Genomic DNA, 24,058 nt, shown 5'->3' on the forward strand with positions numbered 1-24,058 from the left:
TCGAGATGCCGTTGCCGCCGTTGGCCGCCTGCTCCAGCAGCTTGCGGTCCACGGTGAACGACACCACGGTGCCCGAGGCGAAGCTCTCCGAGATCTTCTTCGTCAGGGCGTTGGTGGCCGAGGCGCTGACCGTCATCTCGCGGGCCACGCCGGCCGTCGTCGCACCGGTCAGCGTCAGGGTGCCGCTGCCGCCCACCGTGACGTTGGCCACGTCGAAGCTGGTGCCCGACAGACGCCCGCCGCCCTGCAGGGCGTTGTTGATGGAGTCGCGCAGCGCCGTGGCGACGTTGGAGGTCGCGGTCTGGCCGACCGCCACGTCCGACGAGGTGGCGGTGTAGGAGAAGGTCTGGCCTTCGACCGTCACCGAGAAGATGTCGCCCGCTTCGATCGTGCCGCTGACGTTGACGTTGGTGACCTGCGCCGTGCCGGACCGCGCGGTCGTCGCCGTGTTGGCCTCGATCGTCTGGGAGTTGTCGAAGTAGGAGATGGTGCGCGACTCGTTGCCGTCGCTGACGATGAAGGAGCGCAGGCGGCCGGTGGCGCCGCGGACCTCGACGGACACGTCGGAGAAGTTGCCGAGCGAGGTGCTCTGCGTGCCCGACAGCTTCAGGCCGGTCAGGCCGTGCGCCATCTCGGCGTTGGCGATGTCGCCGGCGGTGCCCTCGATGGAGCCGTCGCCCTTGATGCGGATGCTGTAGGTGTCCGTGGCGACGACGTTGGTCACGCGGGCGTTGTCGATGCCCTGGATGGTGTTGACCGCGGTGCGCGACGCGCTGGTGGTGTCCAGGCGCATGCCGTTGCCGGCCAGCAGGTTCTTGCCCTGGTACCCGGAGTCCTCGGCCAGCTTGTCGATCTGCGCCTTCAGGCTGTTGAACTGCTTGGCCAGCGCCTTGCGGGTGGCGATGGAGCCGGCGTCGTTGCCCAGGGCCGAATAGGCGGCGGTGGTCAGACCGCGGGCCTGCTCCACCATGCTTTCGATCGCCGTCAGACCCTTGTCGGCCGCCTTGATGGTGCTGATCGCCTGGCCCATGGCGTCCTTCAGGGACGACAGGTCGCCGGCGCGCTGGGTCAGACCCTTGGCGGCGAAGAAGGCGGTCGGGCCGTCGAGGGCCGAGTTGATCTTGTTGCCGGTGGCAAGGGTGTTCTGCTTCTGGGCGATCTTGGTCTCGGTGCTCTGCAACTGCAGCAGGTTGGACCGCATCGAGGCCGTGAGGGCAACGTCGTTGATGGCCATGGCTCCTGTCTCCTTCTGAGGCCGGCCTCGCGGCCGGGTGAGGGGGGCCGAGCGAGGCAACGTGTTTGATCGTCGCCCAGGGATACTCAAACCCCGTGCCAAACCGCCGTGGCCTTCGTAAAATCCTTGTGGCACGTGAAAAATCAAAGGGTTAGGGAAAATGGCCGGAGCGCGGGGGGCGGCGGGTGCCAAAAGATTCCGGGTGCCTGTGGAAAACATTGCCGGGTCGCCCCGGTCTTGCCGGGTGACGTCGGCCAAAATTTCCGTAGGTTAATCCCGATTAACCGACCCGGGGCGGGTGGGACGCTTTGCCGGCCATGGCGACCCGCGGTATCGTCGTCGCGGGCGCCGCCGCGGGGGGCGCCAACCATAAGGGAGGGACAGCATGGCGGGACGCATCGACGAGCGGCTGCGCGCGTTGGGGATCGAACTGCCGCAGGCAGCGCCGGCCGTGGCGGCCTATGTGCCCTACACCATCTCCGGTACCACGCTTTATGTTTCCGGCCAGATCACCGTGTGGAACGGCGAGCGGCGCTTCATCGGCAAGGTCGGCCGCGACCTGACGGTGGAGGAGGGGGTGCAGGCGGCCCGGCTGTGCGGGCTCAACATCCTGGCCCAGGCGCGCGCGGCCTGCGGGGGCGACCTGGATCGTGTGGCCCGTTGCCTGAAGCTGGGCGGTTTCGTCAATTGCGGCCCTGATTTCACCGACCATCCCGCGGTGATCAACGGCGCGTCGGAGCTGATGACGCAGGTGCTGGGCGACGCCGGCAAGCACGCCCGCATCGCCGTCGGCGCCGCGTCGCTGCCGCTGGGGGTGGCGGTGGAGGTTGATGCGGTGTTCGAGCTGTCCTGACGCGCCGCGCACCTTGCCGCACCGTGCGGGCCGGATTACCTCACCTGCCGGTGACCAGGAAGGGGGACCCATGCCCGACGGCCGTGAGACCATTACCGTCCGAATCCTCGACGGAATCGGCGCGGCCGATCCGGGGCAGTGGGACGCCTGCGCCGGGCCCGACAACCCGTTCGTCCGCCACGCCTTCCTCAGCGCCCTGGAGGAGTCCGGCTCCGCCGTCACGGGCACGGGGTGGCAGCCGGTCCACCTCGTGGCCCTCGACGCCGGCGGCGGCATGACCGGGGCGGCGCCCATGTACGCCAAGTCCCATTCCTACGGGGAATACGTCTTCGACCACGCCTGGGCCAACGCCTATGAACGGGCCGGCGGGCGCTACTACCCCAAGCTCCAGGTGGCGGTGCCGTTCACGCCGGTGCCCGGGCCGCGTCTGCTGCTCCGCCCCGGCGCCGGTCCCGACGTGGCTGCCGCCCTGGCGGAGGCGATGCAGCGGGTGGCCCGGGGCAACGGCCTGTCGTCGGTCCATGTCACCTTTCCGACCGAGGCGGAGTGGCGGCGGCTGGGGGAGGCCGGCTGGCTGCGGCGGCTGGGCGTGCAGTTCCATTGGGAGAACCGCGGCTATACCTGCTTCGACGACTTCCTCGGTGCCCTCAACGCCCGCAAGCGCAAGGCCGTGCGCAAGGAACGCAAGGCCGTCGCCGACAGCGGGGTGCGGCTGCACGCGCTGACCGGTGACGACATCAAGCCGGCCCACTGGGATGCTTTCCACCGCTTCTATCTGGAAACCGCCGACCGCAAGTGGGGGGGCGGCTATCTCACCCGCGATTTCTTCCACCGGCTGGGCGCCACCATGGCCGACAGCGTCGTCCTGATCCTGTGCGAGGACGGCGGGGACTGGGTGGCCGGCGCCCTGAACCTGGTCGGCGGCGACGCGCTGTACGGGCGCAACTGGGGCTCCGACGGGCGCTACCGCTTCCTGCACTTCGAGGCGTGCTACTACCGCGCCATCGACATCGCCATCGAACGCGGCCTGCGGCGTGTCGAGGCCGGCGCCCAGGGGGAGCACAAGATCCAGCGCGGCTACCTGCCGGTGCCGACCTACTCCGCCCACTGGGTGCCCGATCCCGGTTTCCGGCGGGTGCTGGCCGCCCATCTGGAGCAGGAGCGCGCCGCCATGGAGGAGGAGATCCGGCTGCTGGCCGGGGACTCGCCCTATCGGCAGGCGGACGGATGATCGGAGCGTCGCACGGTGCTTGAGTTCCCACCGATGTCGGTGCCACGATGGCCGGTATATTCGGCACCGGGGCATGGTCGATGACCGATAGGGCACAGGAATTTCTGAAGAAGGTGCGCGGCCACCTGCAATATTTGAAATTGCAACCCGGTGGACTGCGTCTTCAGGCGAAGCGGGCGGATTTGTCCGGCCTGCGCCTGAAGGGCTTCAACCTTAAGATGGCGGTGCTCACCCAGGCCGATTTTTCCGGCGCGGAGCTGGATGAGGTCAATTTTTCCATGTGCGACCTGTTCGCCGCGAACTTCAGCGGCGCCTGCCTGAACGCGGCGGTGTTCATCCGGGCCGACCTGCGCGGCGCCACCTTCCTGAAGGCCAACCTGCGGTCCGCCGACTTCGAGGAGGCGGACCTGCGGCCGGGCCGCATCATGGCCTACCGTGACGGGCGCGAGGTGGAGGAGAACCGGGCCACCAGCCTGAAGGACGCGGCCCTGGACGGTGTCCGCTTCAAGGGCGCCGACCTGACCGAGGCGGACCTGTCGGTCGCGTCCGTGACGCGCGGCGATTTCAGCAACGCCAACCTGTTCGCCGCCAACCTGTCGGGCGCCGACCTGACGGACGCCAACTTCACCGGCGCCCGGATGAAGCAGGCGGTGCTGAGCGGCGCCACCCTGGCGCGCTGCTGCCTGCGCAACGCCGACCTGCGGGACGCGGTGATGCGCAACGTCGATCTGACCGGCGCCGACATCACCGGGGCCGACCTGTCCGGGGCGATCTATCTGAAAGCCCCGGGAAACCTGCCACAGGTGGTGCGTGACCTTCTCGACGCCCACATCCGGTGGATCAACTCCGGCGGGCGGCAGGGGACGCGCGCCGATCTGTCGGGCATGGACCTGGCCGGGCTGGACCTGTCCGCCTGCGATCTGTCCGGGGCGTTGTTCCGCGGCACCAACCTCAGCGGAACCAACCTTGCCAACGCCTATCTCGCCCTGGCCGACTTCAGCGGGGCGGTGCTGAAGGGCGCGCGTCTGGACCAGGCGCTGTTGCCGGGGGTCAATCTCAGCGGCGCCGATCTGACGGGCGCGCTGGCCATTGATGCGGACTTCGGGATGATGGACCTGCGCTGCCCCGACGGCACGCCGTCCGGGCGGCGGTGGCCGGCCAACCTGACCGGCGCGGTGCTGGCCAGGGCGGACCTGCGCGGTAGCCGGTTCCGCGGCGCCCGCCTGACCGACGCCCGCTTTGACCAGGCCAACCTGACCGCCGCCGACCTGCGCGGCTGCGACGAGACGGGATGCGATCTCGGCCGCGCCGTCATAACCGGGCTGCGCCGCGGACCCGAGTGATGTGGCCGGTGACCTCCGGTCGGGATCAGCCGGTGCGCCAGCGTTCCAGCACCGCCGCGGCATCGGCTTCCACGAGGGGCGTGCGGTCGGGGGGCGGGCCGCCGTCGACCCGGATGCCGGCCAGCGTCTCCACCAGCGGCTCGGCCCCCGGCCGGGTGCGCACCTGGCCGCGCGCCGCCACCTGCGGGTGGTCGGCGACCGACCCGGCGTCGGGCAGCGCCTCGAAGCAGCAGTCGACGGGGTCGAGCAGGGCCTGCCAGTGGGCCAGCGTGCGGCCGGCGAACAGGGCGGCGACCTCGGCCGTCAGCGCCGTCTGGGGCAGCGGCTCGTCCCGGCGGGCGATCCAGTCCGGTCGGCCGACGGCGCGGCAGAAGGCGTCCCAGAACTTCTCCTCCAGCGCCGACAGGGTGGCGAAGCGGCCATCGGCGGTGGGATAGACGCCGTAGCACGCGGCACCTCCCGACAGCAGCCCCGTGGCGCGGGCGGGCAGAGTGCCCCGCGCCGCCGCGGTGAGGTTCAGCCCCTGCCAGCCCAGGACGGTTTCCATGATCGACAGGTCCAGGAAGGCGCCGCCGCCGCCGCCGTCCCGTCCGCGGCCGAACAGGGCGGCCACCACGGCCAGCGCCGTGTGCTGGGCACTGGCGAAATCGGCGACCGGCGGGTAGGTGATGGTCGGCCGCTCCGCCGTGCCGGATTCCGCCAGGCCGCCGCCGACGGCCATGTAGTTCAGGTCGTGGCCGGCACGCCCGGCGTAGGGGCCGTCGTAGCCCCAGCCGGACAGGCTGGCGTGGACAAGCCGCGGGTTGAGCGCCCGCAGCCGGTCCGGCCCCAGACCCAGGCGGGCCAGCGCGCCGGGCCGGTAGCTCTCCACCAGCGCGTCGGCACCGGCCGCCAGCCCCTCGAACGCGGCGCGGCCGGCGTCGCTCTTCAGGTCCAGGCGGACCACGGTCTTGCCGGCGTTCAGCAGCTTGTAGGCGAAGGTGGTGCCGTCGGAATCGACCGGCCCCAGGCGGCGCAGCGGGTCGCCCTGCGGCGCTTCCACCTTCACCACCTCCGCCCCCAGGTCGGCGAGGATCTGGCAGGCGTAGGGGCCCGGCAGGTACTGGCCGAGGTCGATGACGCGGACACCGGTGAGAAAGGCGAATGGCATGGGGGCCTCCGGACACGGTTCGGGCTGCGGATTGTGCGGCGTGACGGAGCGCGGCTCAACCCGTTCCGATGCCGCGGCCCGCCAGGGGCTCGCAGCGCGACCGGCATGGCATCCGGGGATGGTCGGCAGGTCGTTCCTTGTAGCGCTTTCGGCGCCCGGGATTCGTCGTGCTTTCCATTCCGGCCGGAATCCCGCGCGCATGCGACACATAATCGCGGTCCTGCAAGAGTATACAACCCGTGACCGTTGACAGTGGGCTATTGCTTCTCGGATCAAGGATGGCAAAGCCGATATCACTCGCCTCAAAAGCGAGCGGGGCGCAAGATAAGAGGAATCCATGGACCGGACGATCCGCATCCTATCCATCGACGGCGGTGGCATCCGCGGTGTGTTCTCGGCGCGCATTCTCGTGGCGCTGGAGGACAGCATCCGTGCGGCGGGCGGGCCGGACCGCCTGTGCGACGTGTTCCACTTCATCGCCGGCACGTCCACCGGCGGTATCCTCGCCACCGGTCTGGCGAAGCCGGACGCGCCGATGACGGCGCAGCAGTTGCTCGACTTCTACTATCAGGAAGGGGAAAACATCTTCCCCGACGGGTCGCGCGCCACCACCATCAAGAAGCAGGCGTCCGGGGTCAAGGCGCTGGTCGATCAGGTCATCGACCAATACAAGAACGGGTCCTGGGGGATCAAGTACATTGGCATCTACAACACCGTAAAGGCCCACTACAACACGCTGATCGCCATGTACGAGCAGCTTCGCAAGCCGATCTACGAAGGCCGGCAAATCGAAGCGGTGCTGAAGGCGGTGCTGAGCGAGACCATGCTGTCGCAGGTGGAGCGGTGCCATCTGCTGGTCACCGCCTACGACATGCTGTCGCGCGACCCCTACCTGTTCAAGAGCTGGAGCGCCCGCGCGCAGGGCGACAACGCCAAGCCCGACTTCGCCTTGTGGCAGGTGGCACGGTCGACCTCGGCGGCGCCGGTCTATTTTCCGCCGGCCGCCATCGACAGCATTCCGTCGCTGGCCGTCGTCAAGCCCCAGTCCTTCGCCATGGTGGACGGCGGGGTGTTCGCCAACAACCCCGGCATGTGCGCCCTGGCCGCCGCCCAGCGCATGTACCCCGGGGCGCGCTATCGCATGGTGTCCGTCGGCACCGGGCAGATGGCGGAGACCCGCAACTTCGACCGGGACGCCGACTGGGGTGCCCTGCCGTGGGCCGGTCATCTGCTGAACGTGCTGATGGACGGTGTCACCGATACCGTGGACTACCAGCTCCGCGAGACGCTGGGCACGGGCTACACCCGCTTCCAGGCGTCGCTGGCCGCCGGCAGCCCGCCGCCCGACCAGGAGATGGACAACCCGCAGAAGCCCAATCTGGACGCGCTGGTCCGTCTGGCGGAGTCGGTGATCGCCCGGAACAAGGGCGTGTTCGACGCGCTGGGACGGGAACTGGCCGCGCAGCGTGATCCGATCGGCGCCGTGCCGGAGCCGGTGTAACCCCTCAACGACGAACGGGGGCCGCAAGGCCCCCGTTCGCTTATCCAACCCTCACTCGTTTCGACCGCGAAACGGTGCCCGCGGTCACTCGACCATTTCGTGGACGAACTCGTCCTCGTCGGTATCGGAACGGCGCTTGCGGTTGCCTTCCACATACTCGAAGACGGGCTTGTCGTCCTCGATGCGGACCCGCACCAGCCCGCCCTTGGCCAGCTTGCCGAACAGCAGCTCCTCGGCCAGGGGCTTCTTGATGTGCTCCTGGATCACGCGGCCCAGGGGACGGGCGCCATAGAGCGGGTCGTAGCCCTTGCGGCCCAGCCATTCCCGCGCCTCGTCGGTCAGCTCGATGGTGACCCCGCGGTCTTCGAGCTGCGCTTCGAGCTGCATGATGAACTTGTCCACCACGCGGGCGATCACCTCCTGCGTCAGCGCCGCGAACGGGATGATCGCGTCGAGACGGTTGCGGAACTCCGGCGTGAACAGCTTCTCCACCGCCTCCATGTCCTCGCCCACCCGGGCCTGGCGCTCGAAGCCCATGACGGGCTTGGCCAGGTCGGCGGCGCCGGCGTTGGACGTCATGATCAGGATGACGTTGCGGAAGTCGACCGACTTGCCGTTGTGGTCGGTCAGCTTGCCGTGATCCATGATCTGCAACAGGATGTTGAACAGATCCGGATGCGCCTTCTCGATCTCGTCCAGCAGCAGGACGCAGTGCGGGTGCTGGTCGATGGCATCGGTCAGCAGACCGCCCTGGTCGAAGCCGACGTAGCCCGGCGGGGCGCCGATCAGCCGCGACACGGTGTGCCGCTCCATGTACTCCGACATGTCGAAGCGGGTCAGCTCGATCCCCAGGGTGTGGGCGAGCTGGCGGGCCACCTCCGTCTTGCCGACGCCGGTCGGGCCGGTGAACAGGTAGTTGCCGATCGGCTTCTCCGGCTCGCGCAGGCCGGCCCGGGCCAGCTTGATCGCGGAGACCAGCGCGTCGATGGCCTTGTTCTGGCCGAAGACCATGGTCTTCAGGTCGCGCTCCAGGTTGAGGAGCACCTCCTTGTCGTCGCGGCTGACCGACTTCGGCGGGATGCGGGCGATCTTGGCGACCACCGCCTCCACGTCCTTGACCGAGATCTTCTTCTTGCGCTTGTTCTCCGGCAGCAGCATCTGCGCGGCGCCGACCTCATCGATGATGTCGATCGCCTTGTCCGGCAGCTTGCGGTCGCCGATGTACTTGGCCGACAGTTCCACCGCGGAGCGGATGGCGTCGTTGGTGTAGGCCACCCGGTGGTGCTTTTCGTAATAGGGCTTGATCCCCTGGAGGATCTTCACCGCATCCTCGATCGTCGGCTCGTTGACGTCGATCTTCTGGAAGCGCCGCACCAGGGCACGGTCCTTCTCGAAGTAGTTGCGGTACTCCTTGTACGTGGTCGAGCCGATGCAGCGCAGCGCGCCCGAGGCGAGCGCCGGCTTCAGCAGGTTCGACGCGTCCATGGCCCCGCCCGAGGTGGCGCCGGCACCGATCACCGTGTGGATCTCGTCGATGAACAGGATGGCGCCGTCGTGCGCCTCCAGTTCGCCGATCACGGCCTTCAACCGCTCCTCGAAATCGCCGCGGTAGCGCGTGCCGGCCAGCAGCGAGCCCATGTCGAGCGCGAAGATGGTGGCCGACTTCAGCACCTCGGGGACTTCCCCGTGGACGATCCGGCGGGCCAGCCCCTCGGCGATGGCGGTCTTGCCGACGCCCGGGTCACCGACGTAGAGGGGATTGTTCTTCGACCGCCGGCACAGGATCTGGATGGTCCGCTCGACCTCCTGCTCCCGGCCGATCAACGGGTCGATCTTCCCGCTCGCCGCTTTCTTGTTCAGGTTCACGCAATAGGCCTCAAGGGCCTCGCTGCCTTTCTTCACGACCTTCTCCGCCGCCGCGTCGTCGTCGGCTCCCGACACCCGCTTGGACTCCGAGCGGCCGGGGGCCTTCGCGATCCCGTGAGAGATGTAGTTCACCGCATCGAACCGGGTCATTTCCTGCTCCTGCAGGAAGTAGACCGCGTGGCTCTCGCGTTCTGAGAACAAGGCAACGAGGACGTTTGCTCCCGTCACCTCCTCACGACCCGACGATTGAACGTGGATCGCGGCCCGTTGCAGAACCCGCTGAAAACCAGCCGTAGGCTTGGCATCGTCGGGCCTGTTGGTGATAAGGTTCGCAAGTTCGTTGTCGAGGTAATCCGAGAGTTCCGAGCGCAGGCGATCCAGGTCGACCCCGCACGCCCGAAGCACCGCCATCGCGTCCTGATCCTCGGTCAACGCGAGCAGCAGGTGTTCGAGCGTCGCGTATTCGTGCCGACGCTCGTTGGCATACGCGAGCGCTCGATGCAGCGTCTGTTCCAGGTTGCGCGACAGCATCTGTCAGTCTAGTCCTTCTCTAGCGTGCATTGAAGCGGGTGCTGGTGCTGGCGCGCGAAGTCCATCACCTGGGTCACCTTCGTCTCCGCAACTTCGTACGTGAACACGCCGCACACGCCCACACCTCTGCGGTGTACGTGCAGCATGATCCGCGTCGCTTCCTCGCGCGATTTGCTGAAGAAGCGTTCGAGGACGTGAACGACGAACTCCATAGGTGTGTAGTCGTCGTTCAACATCAAGACCTTATACATCGAGGGCTTCTTGGTTTTCGGCTTGGCCTTGACGGTCACGCCGGTACCGGTGCCCTCGCCCCCTTGTCTGTCCGAATCCGCCATCGGCTCAACAGTCGATCATCGCGATGTGTCTCCCCCTGAATGATATGAGGAGTCCCGGCGCCGTGGGAAGGGGCGCCATCGCTTCTCCACCCATTTGGTAGATGTCCGCTCCGGTACGGCCGGTCATCCCTACCCCGGAATAGGGGACGGGGCGAGCGGGAACCCGGACGCAGAAAGGCCCGGCGGCCGAAGCCGCCGGGCCTTCCCGGTGTCCGTGTCGCGGGGCGCCGTGCCCGCCGGCTTGAGAGCCCGGCGCCACCGTCGTCAGGCGGCCAGGGGCTTGGAGAGCTTGGCGACCGTGGCGTTGACGCGGGCGTTGATCGGGGCGAACGCCTCGTTGGCGATCTTGGCCGACAGCTCCTGCATCCTGGTGCTCTCGGTCACGAAGCTGTCCACCGACTGCTTCACGTAGGCGTTCTGCAGGTCGAACAGCTCGCGCAGGGACTTCACGGTGAAGGCGGCCTTGCCGGCGGCAACGCCCTTCTCCATGGACGCCTGGGTGTAGGCGGCCATCTGCTTGCCGGCCTCTTCGGCGCCCTTGGCGACGATGGTGCCCGACAGGACCAGCGCGTCGACGTTCTCCTTGGTCAGAGCGGCCAGCTCCTCGTAGCCCTTCAGGAGCTGGGCGGCGGCCTTCTCGACCTGCTCCTGCTGGGTCTTGGTCAGACCCTCCAGGTTGCTCTTGGCGCGGGAGACGGCGGATTCCATGTTCTTGGCGATGGTGGCGATCTGGTCGTTCATGTCGGTGTCCTCGCGTTCCTGGTCATCCGCGCCGACCCCTTATGCGTGGCAACCGGGCGCGGGGGGTGGTGGTCCGTGGCGCTGTCCACCGCCTTTGTTGCGGTGCAGCATAAGGCTCAATATATGGGATCGCGGGCCGATGTCAACGGATTTTTGTGCACCGCACAATGAGCTTGCGGCGCCGACCTGCGGCGATCCGCCGCACCCTATGCCGGTCGATGCCTTCCGGACGGGCCGGTCGCCCGGACGCACGAAGGGCCCGGACGGCGTGCCGTCCGGGCCCCGAAGATGTGCAGTCGTCGACCGACGGCAGCCGATCAGGCGGCCAGCGGCTTGGAGAACGTCTCGACCGCGGCGTTCATGCGCGCGCTCAGCGGCGCGAAGGCGGCGTTGGCGACCTGCACCGACATCTCGTGCAGCTTGGTGCTCTCCGCCACGAAGGCGTCGACCGACGCCTTGAAGTAGTCGTTCTGGAGGTCGACCAGCTCACGCACGCTCCTGGCCTGCAGGGCGGCCTTGCCGGCCTCGACCTGCTTGTCGAAGGAGGCCTGGGCGAAGGCGACGACTTCCTTGCCGAGGTCTTCCGCGCCCTTGGCGACGATGCTGCCCGACCGGAGCAGCGCCTCGACGTTGTCCTTGTTGAACGCCGTCAGGTCCTCGTAACCCTTCAGCAGCTGGCCCGACGCTTTCTCCACCTGCTCCTTGGCGGCGGACATGGTCTGCTCGAACTGCTTCTGGGCCTGTTCCTGCTGGGCCTTGACGATGCCCTCGAAATTTTCCTTGGCCCGGGTGGCGACGTCTTCGATGGTCCTGATGGCGGGCTTGCCCTTCACGGTGGTGGTCATGTTTGCGCGTTCCTTCCGTTATGGCTTCACACCGGACCGCGGGCGGCCGGTGGCGCGGCGCTGGCGGCGTTATCGATCGCCGCGCGGCGGGCGGCGAGCCTTGCTGCATTGCAACATGACCAAGTTATGGTCAGGTCACCCGTGAGTCAACGGGAATCTGTGCGCTGCACAATCCACCCGGCGCTGCGGACGGGGTACTCCCTTAACGGAAGCTTTACCGCCCCGTGCGCCAATCGGGGCCGCGCCGGCGGCGGCGCCTCAATCGGGATCCCTCGCACATGACCTATTGCCTCGGCATCAAGATCCGCGACGGGCTGGTGGCCCTGTCGGATGGCCGGATCACGAGCGGCACGCAGCTTTCCTCGGCCCGCAAGGTGACCATGGTGGGCACCGGCGCCAACCGGTTCTTCATCATGAACTCCGGCCTGCGCAGCGTGCGCGACAAGACACTGGCCTATCTGCGCCGGGACATGCAGGGCCGCCGCGGCGAGGGGTATCCCACCATGCTCGACGCCGTCTCCGCCTTCACCCGCTGCCTGCGCCAGGTGGCGGACGAGGACAAGGAGGCCCTGGCCGCCTCCAAGCTGCACTTCAACCTGCACGCCCTCATCGGCGGCCAACTCGCCGAGGACCAGGAACCCTACATGTTCCTGGTCTATCCCGAGGGCAACTGGATCGAGGTGGACGAGCGCACCCCCTATCTGTCCATCGGTGCCACCGGCTATGGCAAGCCGATCCTGGACCGGGCGCTGAAGTTCGACACGGACATGCAGACGGCGCTGAAGATCGCCTACCTGTCCTTTGATTCCACACGTTTTTCCTCGGCCGATGTGGGATTTCCCATCGACCTGGTGACCTACAACACGGCCGATCAGCAGTGGCGGCAGGCCAATTTCGATTACGACGACCTGGTCGAACAGCGCCTGTGGTGGAACCGCAACATCACCGAGCTGGCTCGCCGCATGCCCGATGGTCCGTGGGTGGAAACCCTGGTGCCCGAGCGGCTGCGCACCATCCAGGTGGACGGGGAGCCGGCGTAGCGCAGCGCTCCCGACGTCAGCGCCCGCCATCCGCCGCGCCGGCGGCGGGCGGGCGCAGGGCGGCGATCAGCGCGCCGAACGGCCGGGTCGGGCCGACGATACCGTCGGCGTCCACCTCGACCGAGAACAGCGGCCCGGCGTCGTCCAGCGCCCCGCCGTCGGGCAGGCGCCGGGGTGCGGCGTGGGGCGGCGGCAGGGCCGGGAAGGGCACGCCCGTGGCGTCCGCGGCGCCCAGCGGCCCGCCGAACCGGACGTCGGCGAAGCGGTCGGACGGGTAGGGGTAGGCGTTGAAGAACCAGTTGCCGGCATGGCAGCCCTGGACCAGCCAGTAGATGCCGTTGGACGGCAGCAGCAGGCGCTGCGGCAGCGGATCGAAGGCGCCGCTGTCGTGCAGGCTCAGCACGAAGCTGGCGAACTGGTGCGGCGTCAGCCGGGTGGTCGCCACCGCGCCGCGGCCGGGCCCCAGCGGGTCGTTGAGGTCCACGCGGGCGATGTCGGTGGCCTGGATGACCCGGGCCTCCAGCACGGCACCGCCGTTCTCGGCATCGCCGATCACATCGTAGGTGCGCACGTGCCGATTGTAGTCGGCGTTGAACACCAGACGGAAGCGGTCGCCGGCGCCGGTGCCGCGGGTGCGGCAGGCGTCGCGCAGGTCGTCGCCGGCCAGGTAGCTCAGCCACGTCAGCTTTCGGGCAACGGGATTGTCCACCGCGCCGGGAGAGGCGCAGCCCGCCGCCGCCAGGACGGCCACCAGGAGAATGCCGCGTGCGATGCCAGACATGCCATAACATATAGCGCCTTCCCGGCGGCGTGAGTAGAGGAGCCTGCGCCATCCCCCGCGCGCGGGCGGTCTACGCCGTCCGGAGCGGTCCGCCGGCCCCCTTTTCGTCACAGGGCGGAGCCTCTTCCGGAAGCAAGAAATTAACGAATTCCCGCTAGACACTGATTTGTCTGGAATTTACCATTGCGCCGCTGGCCGCAATGACAGCTTTTCCGGGGGCACCATGACCGTGACGCCGCGCCTTGTTCACGCCCGAGGGCGATCGTTCGTCGTTCCGGCGGCGGAACGAACGCCGGCGCGCGCCGCATGCCGCATGCTGGCCGGGGTGTTCGCCCTGGTGGCGATGCTGGCGGCCGGCCCCGCACTCGCGTCGAAATACGCGGCCATCGTGATGGACGCCCGCACGGGCGAGGTGCTGCACCACGAAGACGCCGACGCGACTCGCTTCCCGGCGTCTCTCACCAAGATGATGACCCTCTACCTGGCGTTCGAGGCGCTGGACGCCGGCCGCATCAAGCTCGACCAGGCGTTGCCGGTGTCGCAGCACGCGCAGAGCATGCCGGCGACCAAGCTGGGCCTGCGGGCCGGCAGCACGCTGCGGGTGGAGCAGGCGATCCTGGCGCTGGTCACCAAGTCGGCCAACGACGCGGCCGTCGTGCTGGCGGAAGCGCTGGGCGACTCCGAGACGCGCTTCGCCGAGATGATGACGCGCAAGGCGCGCCAGCTCGGCATGAACGCCACCGTCTTCCGCAACGCCTCCGGCCTGCCCAACACCGCCCAGGTCACCACGGCGCGCGACATGGCCGTCCTGTCGCGGGCGCTGATCGCCGACCATCCCAAGTATTACTCCTATTTCGGACGCCGCTCCTTCACGTATGGCGGGAAGCAGCTTCACAGCCACAACCGGTTGATGTCGCGCTACGACGGCATGGACGGCATCAAGACCGGCTACATCAACGCTTCGGGCTTCAACCTCGCGGCCTCGGCGGTGCGCGACGGGCGGCGCCTGATCGCCGTGGTGCTGGGCGGCCCCTCCACCGCGTGGCGCGACAACCGCGTGGCGTCGCTGCTGGATGACGGATTCGGCCGCCGCGCTCCGGTGCGGGACATCCCGGCGCTGGTCGCCAGCCTGCCGTCGTCCCGCTCTGCCCCGGTGCCCGACGCCAAGCCGACCCCGCCGGGCGGTGCCGCCAAGGCAGCCACGGTGCAGGCGGTGGTCGCCGGCGCCCCCGTTCCCGACAAGAAGCCGGCGACCCTGGCCGCGGGCACCGCACCCCGGGCGGCCGCGGCCAAGCCGGGCGCGGTGCCCGCCGCCGCCAGGGCCGGTGCCGGCGACGTGTGGGGCGTCCAGGTCGGCGCCTTTTCCAACCGGGCGTCCAGCCAGCAGGCGCTGACGCGGGCCTCGCAGAAGCTGCCGCAACTGCTGGCCGATGCGGAGAAGACCATCACCGCCGTGCCCACCAGCCGCGGCACGGTCTACCGCGCGCGGCTCCTCGGCTTCGACGAGAAGGATGCGCGCTCCATCTGCGAACGCCTGCAGCGGGCGGGCCAGCGCTGCATGCCCGTGGCTCCCAGCGAAGGCACCTGACCGAACCGGCCGGAGCGGCTCGCCCGCCTGTGCCTCTGGACCGGCGGGCCGGGGAGTGGTTCACTCCTCCTCCGGCCCTGGCCGGTGCGGATGGGATGGGAGGGGATGATGGCGCAGGCGTTGGCGATGACGCGGGCGGTGCCCGTCTTCGGCAGCCTGGAGACGCCGGACGGCGCGGTCCTGCGGACCGCCGCATGGCGGCCATCCGGACGGCTTCGTGGCACCGTGGTCATGCTGACCGGCCGGGCGGAGTTCGTGGAGAAGTACCAGGAGACGGCGGAGGCGCTGCTGGCGCGCGGCCTTCAGGTCTTCTCGCTGGACTGGCGCAACCAGGGCCTGTCGACCCGCCCCTCCGGCAACCCGCAAAAGCACCATCTGGATGATTTCGACGTGCTGCGCGACGACCTCGCCCTGTTCGTCGAGCGGGTCGTGCTGCCCGCGGCGGAGGGGCCGATGGTGCTGCTCGCCCATTCCATGGGCGGCATGGCGGCAACGCTCTACCTGGCCGCGGAGCCGGAACTGTTCGCCGCCGCCGTGCTGTCCGCCCCCATGCACGACATCCGCACCGCGCCGTGGCCGCGCCGGGCGGCGGCGATCCTGGCCGCGGTGGCCTGCGCCACCGGCTTCGCCACCGCTTACGCGCCGGGCCAGCGCGACTATGACCCGGCCGAGGGCGCGTTCGATCCCGACAACCCCATCACCGGCGATCCCGCCCGCTACGCCGTCTTCCACGACGCCTTCCGTCGCCGGCCGGAGCTGCGCGTCGGCGGCGTCACGTTCGGCTGGGTGCGCGCCGCGCTGCGCGCCGCCGACGCGGTGCGCGCGGAACTGCCGCTGGAGTCCGTGCGCACGCCGGTGCTGCTGCTGAGTGCCCCCGACGACCGCATCGTCGACGCCACCGTCCATCCCCTGGTGGCGCAGCGCTTCGGCTGCTGCACGCTGGTCACCTACCCGGACGCCCGCCACGAGGTGCTGATGGAGCGTGATCCCATCCGCGACCGCGTGTGGGCCGACATCGACGCGTTCCTCGCCCCCATCCTTGCCGCGTAAAGGACCGAGATGCCCGATTTCTGGAGCGAAAGCGGCTATCACCTGCTGCGCCGCGACGCCGACGGCCGGCTGGCGGTTACCGACGATTTCCTGCGCGCCTATCTCGCGCGACCGGAGATGGCGCCGGTGGCCGAGAGCTGCGCGGCCGAGCGCGCCCTGCACGCCCGCCTGATGGAGGCGCCGTCCCGCCCCGTGAGCGAGGCGGAGGTGAGCGCCCCCGCGGACCCCGACGCGGTGGCGAACTGGCGGGTGTGGCTGGCCTTCCGCGACCGGCTGCTGGCCGGCGGCACGCTGGAGGCGGCCTATCTCGCCCTGTTCCGCGAGGGCGCGCGGGGGGTGCCGGGGCTGTTCCTCGACCAGCTCGTTCACGCCATCCTGCGCGGCATCCTGGAGGGCACGCCGTCCGCCCTGCGGGTGCGGGCGGGGGAGCTGCTGTTCCGCACCCAGATCGCCTCGGTCGAGGGCGGCCGGGTGCGCCTCGCCGACGCCGAGACGGTGGAAATGCACGCCGCTACCGGCGGCTTCGGCAGCCTCGGCCGGCTGGTGACGGAGGCCGGCATGGCGCCCCGTTCGGTGGAGCTGGACGTGCTGGACGAGCGCACGCAGGAGGAATACTGGGCGCGGGCCGGCCGCCACGACACGGTGCTGGACATTACCTTCGGCGCTGCCGGCCTGGACGCGCTGTCCCGCGTGCTGGAGTCCTGGGTCGCCCATTTCCTGGCGGTCCGGGTGTCCATCCAGCCGGTGCAGACCATCCGGGACGAGCGCTGGGTGTGGCACGTCGGGCTGGACGCCGAGGGGTCGGCCATCCTCAACGACCTCTACCGCGGCCAGCCGGTGGAGGAGGAGCGGCTGGCCCGCATCCTCTCCCTGTTCCGCCTGGAGTTCGCCGACCCCGCGGCGATGCGCGCCGACATCGCCGGCCGGCCGGTCTATCTGGCGCTGGCCATGGACGCCGACCGGCGGGTGCGCCTGAAGCCCCAGAACCTGCTGGTGAACCTGCCGCTGGCCGCGGTGTCCTGATCCGGCCTCATGAGACAGATTGCCGCCTTGGCCCCGATCGTCCGCCGGGCTAATAAATCCATACAAAAATTATGGCCATAACGGACGCGGGGAAACGCCATGACGCACTCCATACAGGCCCGGACCATGAAACCCGGCGCCCACGAACGGCCGCGCTGGGACGGCGTGACCTGGCAGGACTCCTACGGGGTCGGCCACGGCGGCATCGACGCCGACCACCGCCGCCTGTTCGAGCTGTTCAACGCCTTCGTCGACGCGGTCAACGAGAACCGGGGCGATGCCGAGATCGAAGGCGTGCTGGTCGAACTGCTGGCCTACTGCGACACCCATTTCGACCGCGAGGAGCGGCTGATGCGGGAGTACGGCTATCCCGACTACGCCGCCCACAAGGCGATGCACGACAGCTTCGTGCGCCAGCTTCACGACGTGAACAACGCCCTCGACGCCGGCGGAGAGCAGGGGGCGTTCGTCCTGGGCTTCCTCGGCAAATGGCTGTCCGGCCACATCCTCGGCGTCGACATGAAGCTCGGCGCCTGGCTCGGCGGGCGCGGCGCGGGCGCGGCCTGACGGCGCCCCCGTTCGCGGGGGGAGCGGGCCTAATCCAGCACCTGGAACAGGCGTGCGGTGCGGCGGGTGGTGCGGCAGATGCGGCACAGCCCGTCCGCGGCGGCGGGACGGGCGGCGGGAGACAGCTCCTCGACGCCGCAGGCGCGGCAGCGATGGCGTTCCAGGGGCAGGGTGGTCTGGCGCCGGGGGGCCAGCCGTTCCAGGATCACCGCGTCCTCGGTGCACACGTCGGTGCACAGACAGCAGCCGGTGCAGTCCGCCGGCTCCAGGTGGAAGGCGGGCGGGTCGGGGTCCAGGCGGATGGCGCCGTGGGGGCACAGGCGGGCGCAGGCGCCGCAGGCGGTGCAGCGCGCCGCGTCCAGCGATGGCACCCATGGCCAGGGAACCGTGTCGTCCGTCCGTCCGGGTGCCGGCGGCGGCAGCAGGCGGGCGGGCGCCCGACCGGCGGCCGGGGGCGGATCCGCGGCCGGCGGCGCCGCCACCATGCGCAGCAGGGCGCGCCGCCCGATGCCCGGTGCCCCGTCCGGCCCCCCGTCCGGCTCGGTGTCGAAGCGGAGTTGCGCCCGCCACGGGGTCGGGGAGCGGCGGCGCAGGGCCAGCGGCGGCAGGCCGCGCCCGTCGAGCAGCCGGTTCAGCTCCGCCACCGCCGTGTCCAGCCGTACCGCCGTGGAGCACCCGGTGGGGCAGGCGGCGCAGTCGCCGCCGGTCACCACCAGCCGGCGCACGCCGGCACCGTACAGCGCGATCAGATCGGCGAGTCCGATGGCGTTGAGGCAGGGCAGCACACCGACCACGCCCTCGCGGCCGTTGGCCAGCCCGCTCTGGCCGCACGCGGCCATAGCCAGGGGGCCGGCGGCGTCGCGGCGCCGCACCGGGCGGTGAGGGGTGGCGATGACGCCCTCGGGGCAGGCGGGGACGCACAGGCCGCAGCCGTCGCACCGGGCGGCGTCGAGGCTCACCCCGCCGTCGTCGACGCTCCAGGCGCCGCGCGGGCAGGCGTCGGCACAGGCCCGGCAGGTGGCGACGGCGGCTATCCGGTGGACGCACCGCTCCGCGTGAAGGCGCGGCAGGCCGGCGGTGCAGGTGTCGCGGGCGAGACTGAAGCGGCCGACCATGCTGCTGCCCATGAACGCTCCTCCCGTCGGCGGCCCGGCTCGGCCGTCCGGGCCATCATCCGCAAGGACGATCGCTGCGGGAACTGACCTTTTCGTCGCAGGCGGCCGGCCGCGGCCGGCCGAGGGCAGCACCCAGCACCGTGCGCAGCCGCTCCAGGTAGGCCCCCGTCAGCAGGGCCGCCCCGGCAAAGAAGGGGGTGGCGCACCGCGTCGCGACGCGGCCGCAGAAGGCGGGGACCCAGCGCAGGGGGTGCTCGTCCAGGAACGCCACGACGTCGTCCAGGGCGGCCGCGTCGTCGCCGGCGCGCTCGCACAGGACCGCCAGGAAGTGCAGCTCCAGCACCAGATGGTCGGGGTCGCGGCGCTGGTCGTCGGCCGGCTCGACGCCGGCGCGGCGGTGCCAGCGCTTCACCGCGAACATCGCCTCCTGGCGCACCAGCGGTTCGTCGTGGACCCAGACGGACTCGATGGGGGCGGCGCGGTAGGTGTGGTTGAGGTGGATGGCAGCGAAGTCCACCGCCAGCTCCTCCAGCAGGGCCGGCGTCACCGGCTCCGCCAGCGTGCGGGCCAGCAGATCGAACCCGCGGGCGGCGTCCTCCCCGTCCAGCCGCAGGGCCAGACACTCCGCGGGAGGGGCCGCGGCCAGCTCCGCCAGCAGCGCCGCGGTCGGTTCGCGGTCGTGCAGGCGGGCCAGCCACCGCAGGTCCGCGGCCGCGCCGCGGGCGAACGTCGCGGCGACGGACTCGGGGCTCAGGCTGTCCATGGGGTGGTCCCGTCGTGCATGGGCTTAGCCTTCCACCCGTCCCTTGGGATGGGGAACGAAGGCGATGGAGGGGTTGGTCAGGTCCGGGTTCGCCATGTTGCGGACCTGGCGCACGGTGTGGTCGCCGGGGCCGATGGCCTTGGTGGGATGGGTGCCGTCGCGGATCTTGTCGATCGGCCCGATGTCCAGCACCCGCATCATGCAGCCCATGACGCAGTAGGGCTTGCGCCCGGCGTCGATCTCGTCGACGCACATGTTGCACTTGGACACCGTGTTGGTGGTCGGGTCGAACTGCGGTGCCCCGAAGGGACAGGCGGCTTCGCAGCGGCGGCAGCCGATGCACAGGGTGGAGTCGATGTCGACGATCCCGTCCTTCTGACGCTTGAAGATGGCGCCGGTCGGGCAGGTGGGAAGGCAGGCGGGCTCGGCGCAGTGGTTGCAGGACATGTTGACCTTATAGGCGAACACGTCGGGGAACCGCCCGCCTTCCACGTACATCACGCGGCGGAAGCGGGGGCCCGGCGGCAGGCCGTTCTTGTCCTTGCAGGCGATCTCGCAGGCGCGGCAGCCGATGCAGTCCACGTTGTTGTGGACGAAGCCGAGCTGCGTGTCGGGCACGACCGGCGTATAGCCGACGCGCTTCCTCTCCTTGATCGCCACCTGGATGCGGGTCTTGTCCGTGTTGTCGGCCATGGGTGCGGTCTCCTAACGATCACGGGTCAGACGCCGCGGCGGAACACGTGCGACCGCGAGGTGGCGATCCGGTCCCAGCCCGGCCGGTGGTTGAGGTCGGTCTTGCGCATGTTCACCAGGATGGTGTTGTAGGCGAAGCCGCCGGCCGGGCTCGGCTCGTCCAGGGTGAGGAAGTCGGGGTTGCCGGAGCGGTCGACGCCGTCGGCGTCCAGGTCCAGCCATGGCCCCTCGTGCACCACGCAGACGCCGGGCATGACCCGCTCCGTCACATAGGCGGGCAGCACGATGCGGCCGCGCTCGTTCCACACCTCCACCGTGTCGCCCGTGGCGATGCCCAGCGCCGCCGCGTCGGCGGCGTTGATGGTGACCTCCTGGTCATAGGTCTCGCGCAGCCAGGGGATGTTGTGGAAGATGGAATGGGTGCGCCAGCGCGGGTGCGGCGTCACCATGTGGAAGGGGTGCTCCGCCGTCTTGTCCGTGTGGTTCAGGCTTTCGAACGGCTCCACCCACTTGGGGATGGCCGGGATCGGGTAGCCCCAGGCGGTGCGGGTGAAGTCCGTCGTCTGCGCCAGCGTGGTCGACAGGATCTCGATCTTGCCCGACGGGGTCTGGAAGGGGATGCCCTTCTCGATCTGGTCCCGGAAGGCGACGTGGGGGCGCGGCAGCCGGAACTTGTAGGTTCCGCGCGTCTTGAACTCATCCCACGAGATGTCGACCCCCTGGTGGTGCTGCACCCGCTCCCACCAGGCCGAAAGATAGGCTTCGTCCACCGCGTCGTCGTGGTGGAAGTATTCCCGCGTGGCGCGCGGGTTGTAGCGGTCGCCGAAGCCGAGCCGCCAGGCCAGCTCGGTGTAGATCTGGAAGTCGGTCTTCGACTCGCCCAGCGGCTGGATGACCTTGGGGCGGTGGATGTAGTAGTGGCCCTTGTACCAGGGCAGGGCCACGTCATGCCGCTCGAAATGGGTGGCGACGGGGAACAGCACGTCGGCGTAGAGGCCGGACGGGGTGATGGTGCTGTCGTTGCACACCACCAGGTCCAGCTTCTTGATCGCGTCGATCTGCTTGTTGATGTGGGGAAGCTGGTTGAACCAGTTGGACCCCTGCCAGAAGATGCCGCGGATGTCGGGGATGACGCCGTCCAGATGGTCGCCGCGCGGCCACAGGCCGATCTCCTCCCGCTTCAGGTTGGGATAGTTGAGCACGAGGTGCGCCCAGCGGTCCGACTTGATGGAGGCGTACCAGACGTTGGCGAACTCGTCGTAGGGATAGGCCACCGCCTCGGCGTGCCAGCCCTTGCCCACCCCCTCCGCGCAGCCGCCCAGCTTGCCGATGTTGCCGGTCATCGCCTGCAGCGCCGCGGCCATGCGGTTGTACTGCTCGCCGTTGGAGTTGCGGCCGGGCGCCCACGACGCCTTCAGCGCCGCCGGCTTGGTGCGGGCGTAGAGGTCGGCCAGTTTGATGATGTCGGTGGCCGGCACGCCGCAAATGGCCGCGGCCCACTCCGGCGTCTTGGGCGTGCCGTCGGAGGTGCCGAGGATGTAATCGCGGAAACTCTCCTGCCCCCGCGCCCAGTCCGGCATGGTGCCGGGGTCCATTCCCTGGGTGAAGCGGTTGATGAAGTCCTGATCCTGAAGGTTCTGCGTGAAGATGTAATAGGCCATGCCGGCCATCATGGCCGCGTCGGTGGCGGGGCGGATGGGAATCCACCAGGCGTCGTAGGAGCTGGCGGCGTCCGTGTACTGCGGGTCGATCAGCACGAAGCGGCAGCCGCGCTGCCTGGCCAGGCGCATGTAATAGAAGGTGTTGCCGCCGTGGAAGGTGTAGGCCGGGTTCCACCCCCACATGATGATCAGCTTGGAATGGGCGAACGCGTCGTCCTCGTTGCCGTCCTCGATGGTGCCGAAGGTCATGCGGCTGGAGAAGGTGGTCGCCTGGTAGGACGGCACCGACCAGGAGGAGGTGCGGCAGCCGAACATGCCGAGGAAGCGGCCGAGCAGCCCCTCGATCTGATCCGACTTGTGAAGAACGCCGTAGGAGGCGCCGGCGTAGCTCTGGTCCAGCAGGGCCTGCGGGCCGTACTCGTTCTTGATGTGCACCATCCGCTCGGCCACGTAGTCCAGCGCCGCGTCCCAGGACGCGCGCTTGAACTTGCCCTCGCCGCGCGCGCCGACGCGGACCATGGGGTAGAGCAGCCGTTCGGCGGAATAGAGGCGGGCCCGGTAGGAGCGGCCGCGCAGGCAGGCGCGGAGCTGCGGCACCTCTTCGGTGTCGTAGCCGTAGCCGCCTTCGGGCCCCTGGTAGCGGCCGTCGTCGGTGGACAGGCGGACGATGACGTCGCCCTTCTTGTGGGCCACCAGCATGTGGCGCGAGCCGCAGTTGTGGGCGCAGCTCGTGGGCACCGTCACCAGTTCGTCGTCGGTGGGGTAGGGGGCGTAGGCGAACGCCTTGGCCTCCTGCGGCGCCACGCTGCGGAACAGGCCGGTGGCGGCGCCCGTCGCGGCGGCGCCCTGGATGAAGCCGCGGCGCGAGACGTTCAGCGCGGAGCCGAGGATGTGGGTGCGGTCGTCGTGGCTCATGGCGGCTCTCATTCCTTGGGAAGGGCGTAGCGCGGGTCGGATGCGGCGGGGCGGCCCTTCGCCCACTCCGGCGTCTCCTCGGGCATGTCGGGCCAGGGGTGGCGCGGATAGGGATAGGAGATGCGGTACCAGGAACGCCCGCCGTGGCAGCCGTAGCAGGTGTCGGCGTTGGTTTCGGCGGCGGCCTCGATCGCCTCGGCTTTCAGATAGCTGACCCGGTGGCGCACGCTGCGGAAACCGGCCTCGCTGTTGTGGCAGGCGAGACAGCCGTTGGTGCCGGGTTCCGGTTCGTAGGTTTCGCGCTCATGCTCCCAGGGCCCGGCCAGCCCTTCCATGTGCTCCCACGGGAAGCGGCCGTGACAGGCCAGGCACGAAGTCTCGGGATTGACCGATTTGCGCAGGGTGAAGCCGGCGTCGGTCAGGGTCGGCGGCACCGGCGCCTCCTCGCGGGGGTCGGAGCCGCGATGGCAGAAGGTGCACTGCAGGTCCATCAGGTCCTGCGCCATGCCGCTGACGAGATGACGGCGGTGGAAGGTGTCCTGCGGCCCGGCGTAGGTGTCGAGCGTCTGGTACCACGCCAGCGTGACGGCGGCGGGGAGGCCGGCCGGCGACGCCGTGCGCACCGAGGGCTCCAGCACTTCACGGTGACATTCCAGGCACTGTTCGTTGGTGGCCGTGTCGATCGCGGGCCTGAAGTGCAGCGGTGACCAGCGTGCCGCGTCGTAATCCGCCCCGGGCTCCCGGACCGGCACCGCAACGGTCGCCGCCGCCGGGGCCGCCGCGGCTGCCACGGCGGCGGCGGCCGGAATGACGGCGGTCGGGACCGCCGGTTCGGCGGGTGCCGCCGCGGCGGACGTCGGCCGTGTCTCGACCGCGGCGGGTGCTGCCGGTGCTGCCGGTGCTGCGGCGGTCCGCTCGGCGGGGGCCATCTTGGTGGCGGCGCCGCGGTCGGGCGGAAGGGCCCACAGAACCAGACCCAGCATCAGGAAAAGGCCAACGAAATAGGCCATCGACGGGACATTTCTCGGACTGTTCGACGTCATTGTGCCGGCCCCTGCGACGGTCGAGGGTTGACGTTCGGGGGTGTGTCGGTGCGGCGGTGACCGCTGCCCGGTGAGGCGGCGGACGGCAACGGGCCGGACCCGGCGCCGAACCGGGCCGACCGCGTGCCCTCATGCTCCGGCGGGTGTCCGGAGCGTCCGCGAGAGGCGGCGGATGCCGCCCGGCGGCAC

General features: G+C 69.7%; 21 protein-coding genes. 9 read left to right on the forward strand and 12 right to left on the reverse strand.

Annotated features, from left to right (window positions below):
• The coding region (locus G472_RS0120245; RefSeq protein ID WP_029009828.1) for a flagellin N-terminal helical domain-containing protein at positions 1–1,234 on the reverse strand (1,234 nt) is incomplete at its 3' end.
• 385 nt (positions 1,235–1,619) lie between these two features.
• Here G472_RS0120245 and G472_RS0120250 point away from each other — a divergent pair.
• The 3 genes from G472_RS0120250 to G472_RS34545 all read left to right on the forward strand — a co-directional run bounded on the left by G472_RS0120250 (position 1,620) and on the right by G472_RS34545 (position 4,661).
• Positions 1,620–2,087: a RidA family protein gene (locus G472_RS0120250; protein ID WP_029009829.1), complete on the forward strand. Its 468-nt coding sequence runs from the start codon at positions 1,620–1,622 to the stop codon at positions 2,085–2,087.
• A gap of 70 nt (positions 2,088–2,157) precedes the next feature.
• Positions 2,158–3,318: a GNAT family N-acetyltransferase gene (locus G472_RS0120255; protein WP_029009830.1), complete on the forward strand. Its 1,161-nt coding sequence runs from the start codon at positions 2,158–2,160 to the stop codon at positions 3,316–3,318.
• Between the two features lie 182 nt (positions 3,319–3,500).
• Positions 3,501–4,661, forward strand: a complete 1,161-nt coding sequence (locus tag G472_RS34545; protein ID WP_051341080.1) for a pentapeptide repeat-containing protein — start codon at positions 3,501–3,503, stop codon at positions 4,659–4,661.
• Positions 4,662–4,686: 25 nt separating this feature from the next.
• Here the strand turns inward: G472_RS34545 and G472_RS0120265 are convergent, their stop codons facing one another.
• Entirely contained in the window at positions 4,687–5,811 is a 1,125-nt protein-coding gene (locus G472_RS0120265; protein WP_029009831.1) for a CaiB/BaiF CoA transferase family protein, read from the reverse strand.
• A 337-nt stretch (positions 5,812–6,148) separates the two neighbouring features.
• Between G472_RS0120265 and G472_RS0120270 the strand changes: the two genes are divergently transcribed.
• Positions 6,149–7,312 carry a patatin-like phospholipase family protein gene (locus G472_RS0120270; RefSeq protein ID WP_029009832.1) on the forward strand — a complete coding sequence of 388 codons (1,164 nt, stop codon included), beginning with the start codon at positions 6,149–6,151 and terminating at the stop codon, positions 7,310–7,312.
• 84 nt (positions 7,313–7,396) lie between these two features.
• Here G472_RS0120270 and clpA read toward each other — a convergent pair whose 3' ends face one another.
• The 4 genes from clpA to G472_RS34550 all read right to left on the reverse strand — a co-directional run bounded on the left by clpA (position 7,397) and on the right by G472_RS34550 (position 11,630).
• Complete coding sequence (gene clpA / locus G472_RS0120275) at positions 7,397–9,709, reverse strand: ATP-dependent Clp protease ATP-binding subunit ClpA (protein ID WP_029009833.1); 2,313 nt, start codon at positions 9,707–9,709, stop codon at positions 7,397–7,399.
• An 8-nt stretch (positions 9,710–9,717) separates the two neighbouring features.
• Positions 9,718–10,044, reverse strand: coding sequence for an ATP-dependent Clp protease adapter ClpS (clpS, locus tag G472_RS0120280; protein WP_029009834.1), 327 nt, complete (start codon positions 10,042–10,044; stop codon positions 9,718–9,720).
• Between the two features lie 264 nt (positions 10,045–10,308).
• Positions 10,309–10,785 carry a phasin family protein gene (locus G472_RS0120285; RefSeq protein WP_029009835.1) on the reverse strand — a complete coding sequence of 159 codons (477 nt, stop codon included), beginning with the start codon at positions 10,783–10,785 and terminating at the stop codon, positions 10,309–10,311.
• A gap of 317 nt (positions 10,786–11,102) precedes the next feature.
• Positions 11,103–11,630 carry a phasin family protein gene (locus G472_RS34550; protein ID WP_029009836.1) on the reverse strand — a complete coding sequence of 176 codons (528 nt, stop codon included), beginning with the start codon at positions 11,628–11,630 and terminating at the stop codon, positions 11,103–11,105.
• Positions 11,631–11,908: 278 nt separating this feature from the next.
• Between G472_RS34550 and G472_RS0120295 the strand changes: the two genes are divergently transcribed.
• A complete protein-coding gene (locus G472_RS0120295) occupies positions 11,909–12,670 on the forward strand; it encodes a proteasome-type protease (protein WP_029009837.1) in 762 nt (253 codons plus the stop codon).
• Between the two features lie 16 nt (positions 12,671–12,686).
• Here G472_RS0120295 and G472_RS34555 read toward each other — a convergent pair whose 3' ends face one another.
• Positions 12,687–13,451, reverse strand: a complete 765-nt coding sequence (locus G472_RS34555) for a hypothetical protein (RefSeq protein WP_051341081.1) — start codon at positions 13,449–13,451, stop codon at positions 12,687–12,689.
• 313 nt (positions 13,452–13,764) lie between these two features.
• Here G472_RS34555 and G472_RS0120305 point away from each other — a divergent pair, with 313 nt between their 5' ends.
• The 4 genes from G472_RS0120305 (at position 13,765) to G472_RS37440 (ending at position 17,679) form a co-directional block, all read left to right on the forward strand.
• Positions 13,765–15,039: a D-alanyl-D-alanine carboxypeptidase gene (locus G472_RS0120305; RefSeq protein WP_035693225.1), complete on the forward strand. Its 1,275-nt coding sequence runs from the start codon at positions 13,765–13,767 to the stop codon at positions 15,037–15,039.
• Between the two features lie 108 nt (positions 15,040–15,147).
• On the forward strand, positions 15,148–16,089 hold the full coding sequence (locus G472_RS0120310) for an alpha/beta fold hydrolase (RefSeq protein WP_029009839.1): 942 nt from the start codon (positions 15,148–15,150) through the stop codon (positions 16,087–16,089).
• Positions 16,090–16,098: 9 nt separating this feature from the next.
• Positions 16,099–17,112: a DUF6352 family protein gene (locus G472_RS0120315; RefSeq protein ID WP_029009840.1), complete on the forward strand. Its 1,014-nt coding sequence runs from the start codon at positions 16,099–16,101 to the stop codon at positions 17,110–17,112.
• A gap of 99 nt (positions 17,113–17,211) precedes the next feature.
• Positions 17,212–17,679, forward strand: a complete 468-nt coding sequence (locus G472_RS37440) for a bacteriohemerythrin (protein WP_051341082.1) — start codon at positions 17,212–17,214, stop codon at positions 17,677–17,679.
• Positions 17,680–17,708: 29 nt separating this feature from the next.
• Here the strand turns inward: G472_RS37440 and G472_RS37445 are convergent, their stop codons facing one another.
• Genes G472_RS37445 through G472_RS34580 form a run of 5 tightly spaced genes read right to left on the reverse strand, consistent with a single transcriptional unit; the run spans position 17,709 to position 23,836 of the window.
• The gene (locus G472_RS37445) at positions 17,709–18,806 is read right to left on the reverse strand and encodes a 4Fe-4S binding protein (protein WP_029009841.1); all 1,098 of its coding nucleotides are present in this window, start codon (positions 18,804–18,806) and stop codon (positions 17,709–17,711) included.
• Positions 18,807–18,849: 43 nt separating this feature from the next.
• Complete coding sequence (locus G472_RS37450; RefSeq protein ID WP_051341083.1) at positions 18,850–19,557, reverse strand: TorD/DmsD family molecular chaperone; 708 nt, start codon at positions 19,555–19,557, stop codon at positions 18,850–18,852.
• Positions 19,558–19,581: 24 nt separating this feature from the next.
• Positions 19,582–20,250, reverse strand: coding sequence for a 4Fe-4S dicluster domain-containing protein (locus tag G472_RS34575; protein WP_051341084.1), 669 nt, complete (start codon positions 20,248–20,250; stop codon positions 19,582–19,584).
• Positions 20,251–20,276: 26 nt separating this feature from the next.
• The gene (locus G472_RS0120340; protein WP_029009842.1) at positions 20,277–22,826 is read right to left on the reverse strand and encodes a molybdopterin-containing oxidoreductase family protein; all 2,550 of its coding nucleotides are present in this window, start codon (positions 22,824–22,826) and stop codon (positions 20,277–20,279) included.
• 8 nt (positions 22,827–22,834) lie between these two features.
• Positions 22,835–23,836 (reverse strand): hypothetical protein, encoded by a 1,002-nt coding sequence (locus G472_RS34580; RefSeq protein ID WP_051341085.1) that lies wholly within the window; start codon positions 23,834–23,836, stop codon positions 22,835–22,837.
• Positions 23,837–24,058 lie beyond the last annotated feature (222 nt).

It is taken from the genome of Azospirillum halopraeferens DSM 3675, from assembly GCF_000429625.1.
Lineage (GTDB): Bacteria > Pseudomonadota > Alphaproteobacteria > Azospirillales > Azospirillaceae > Azospirillum > Azospirillum halopraeferens.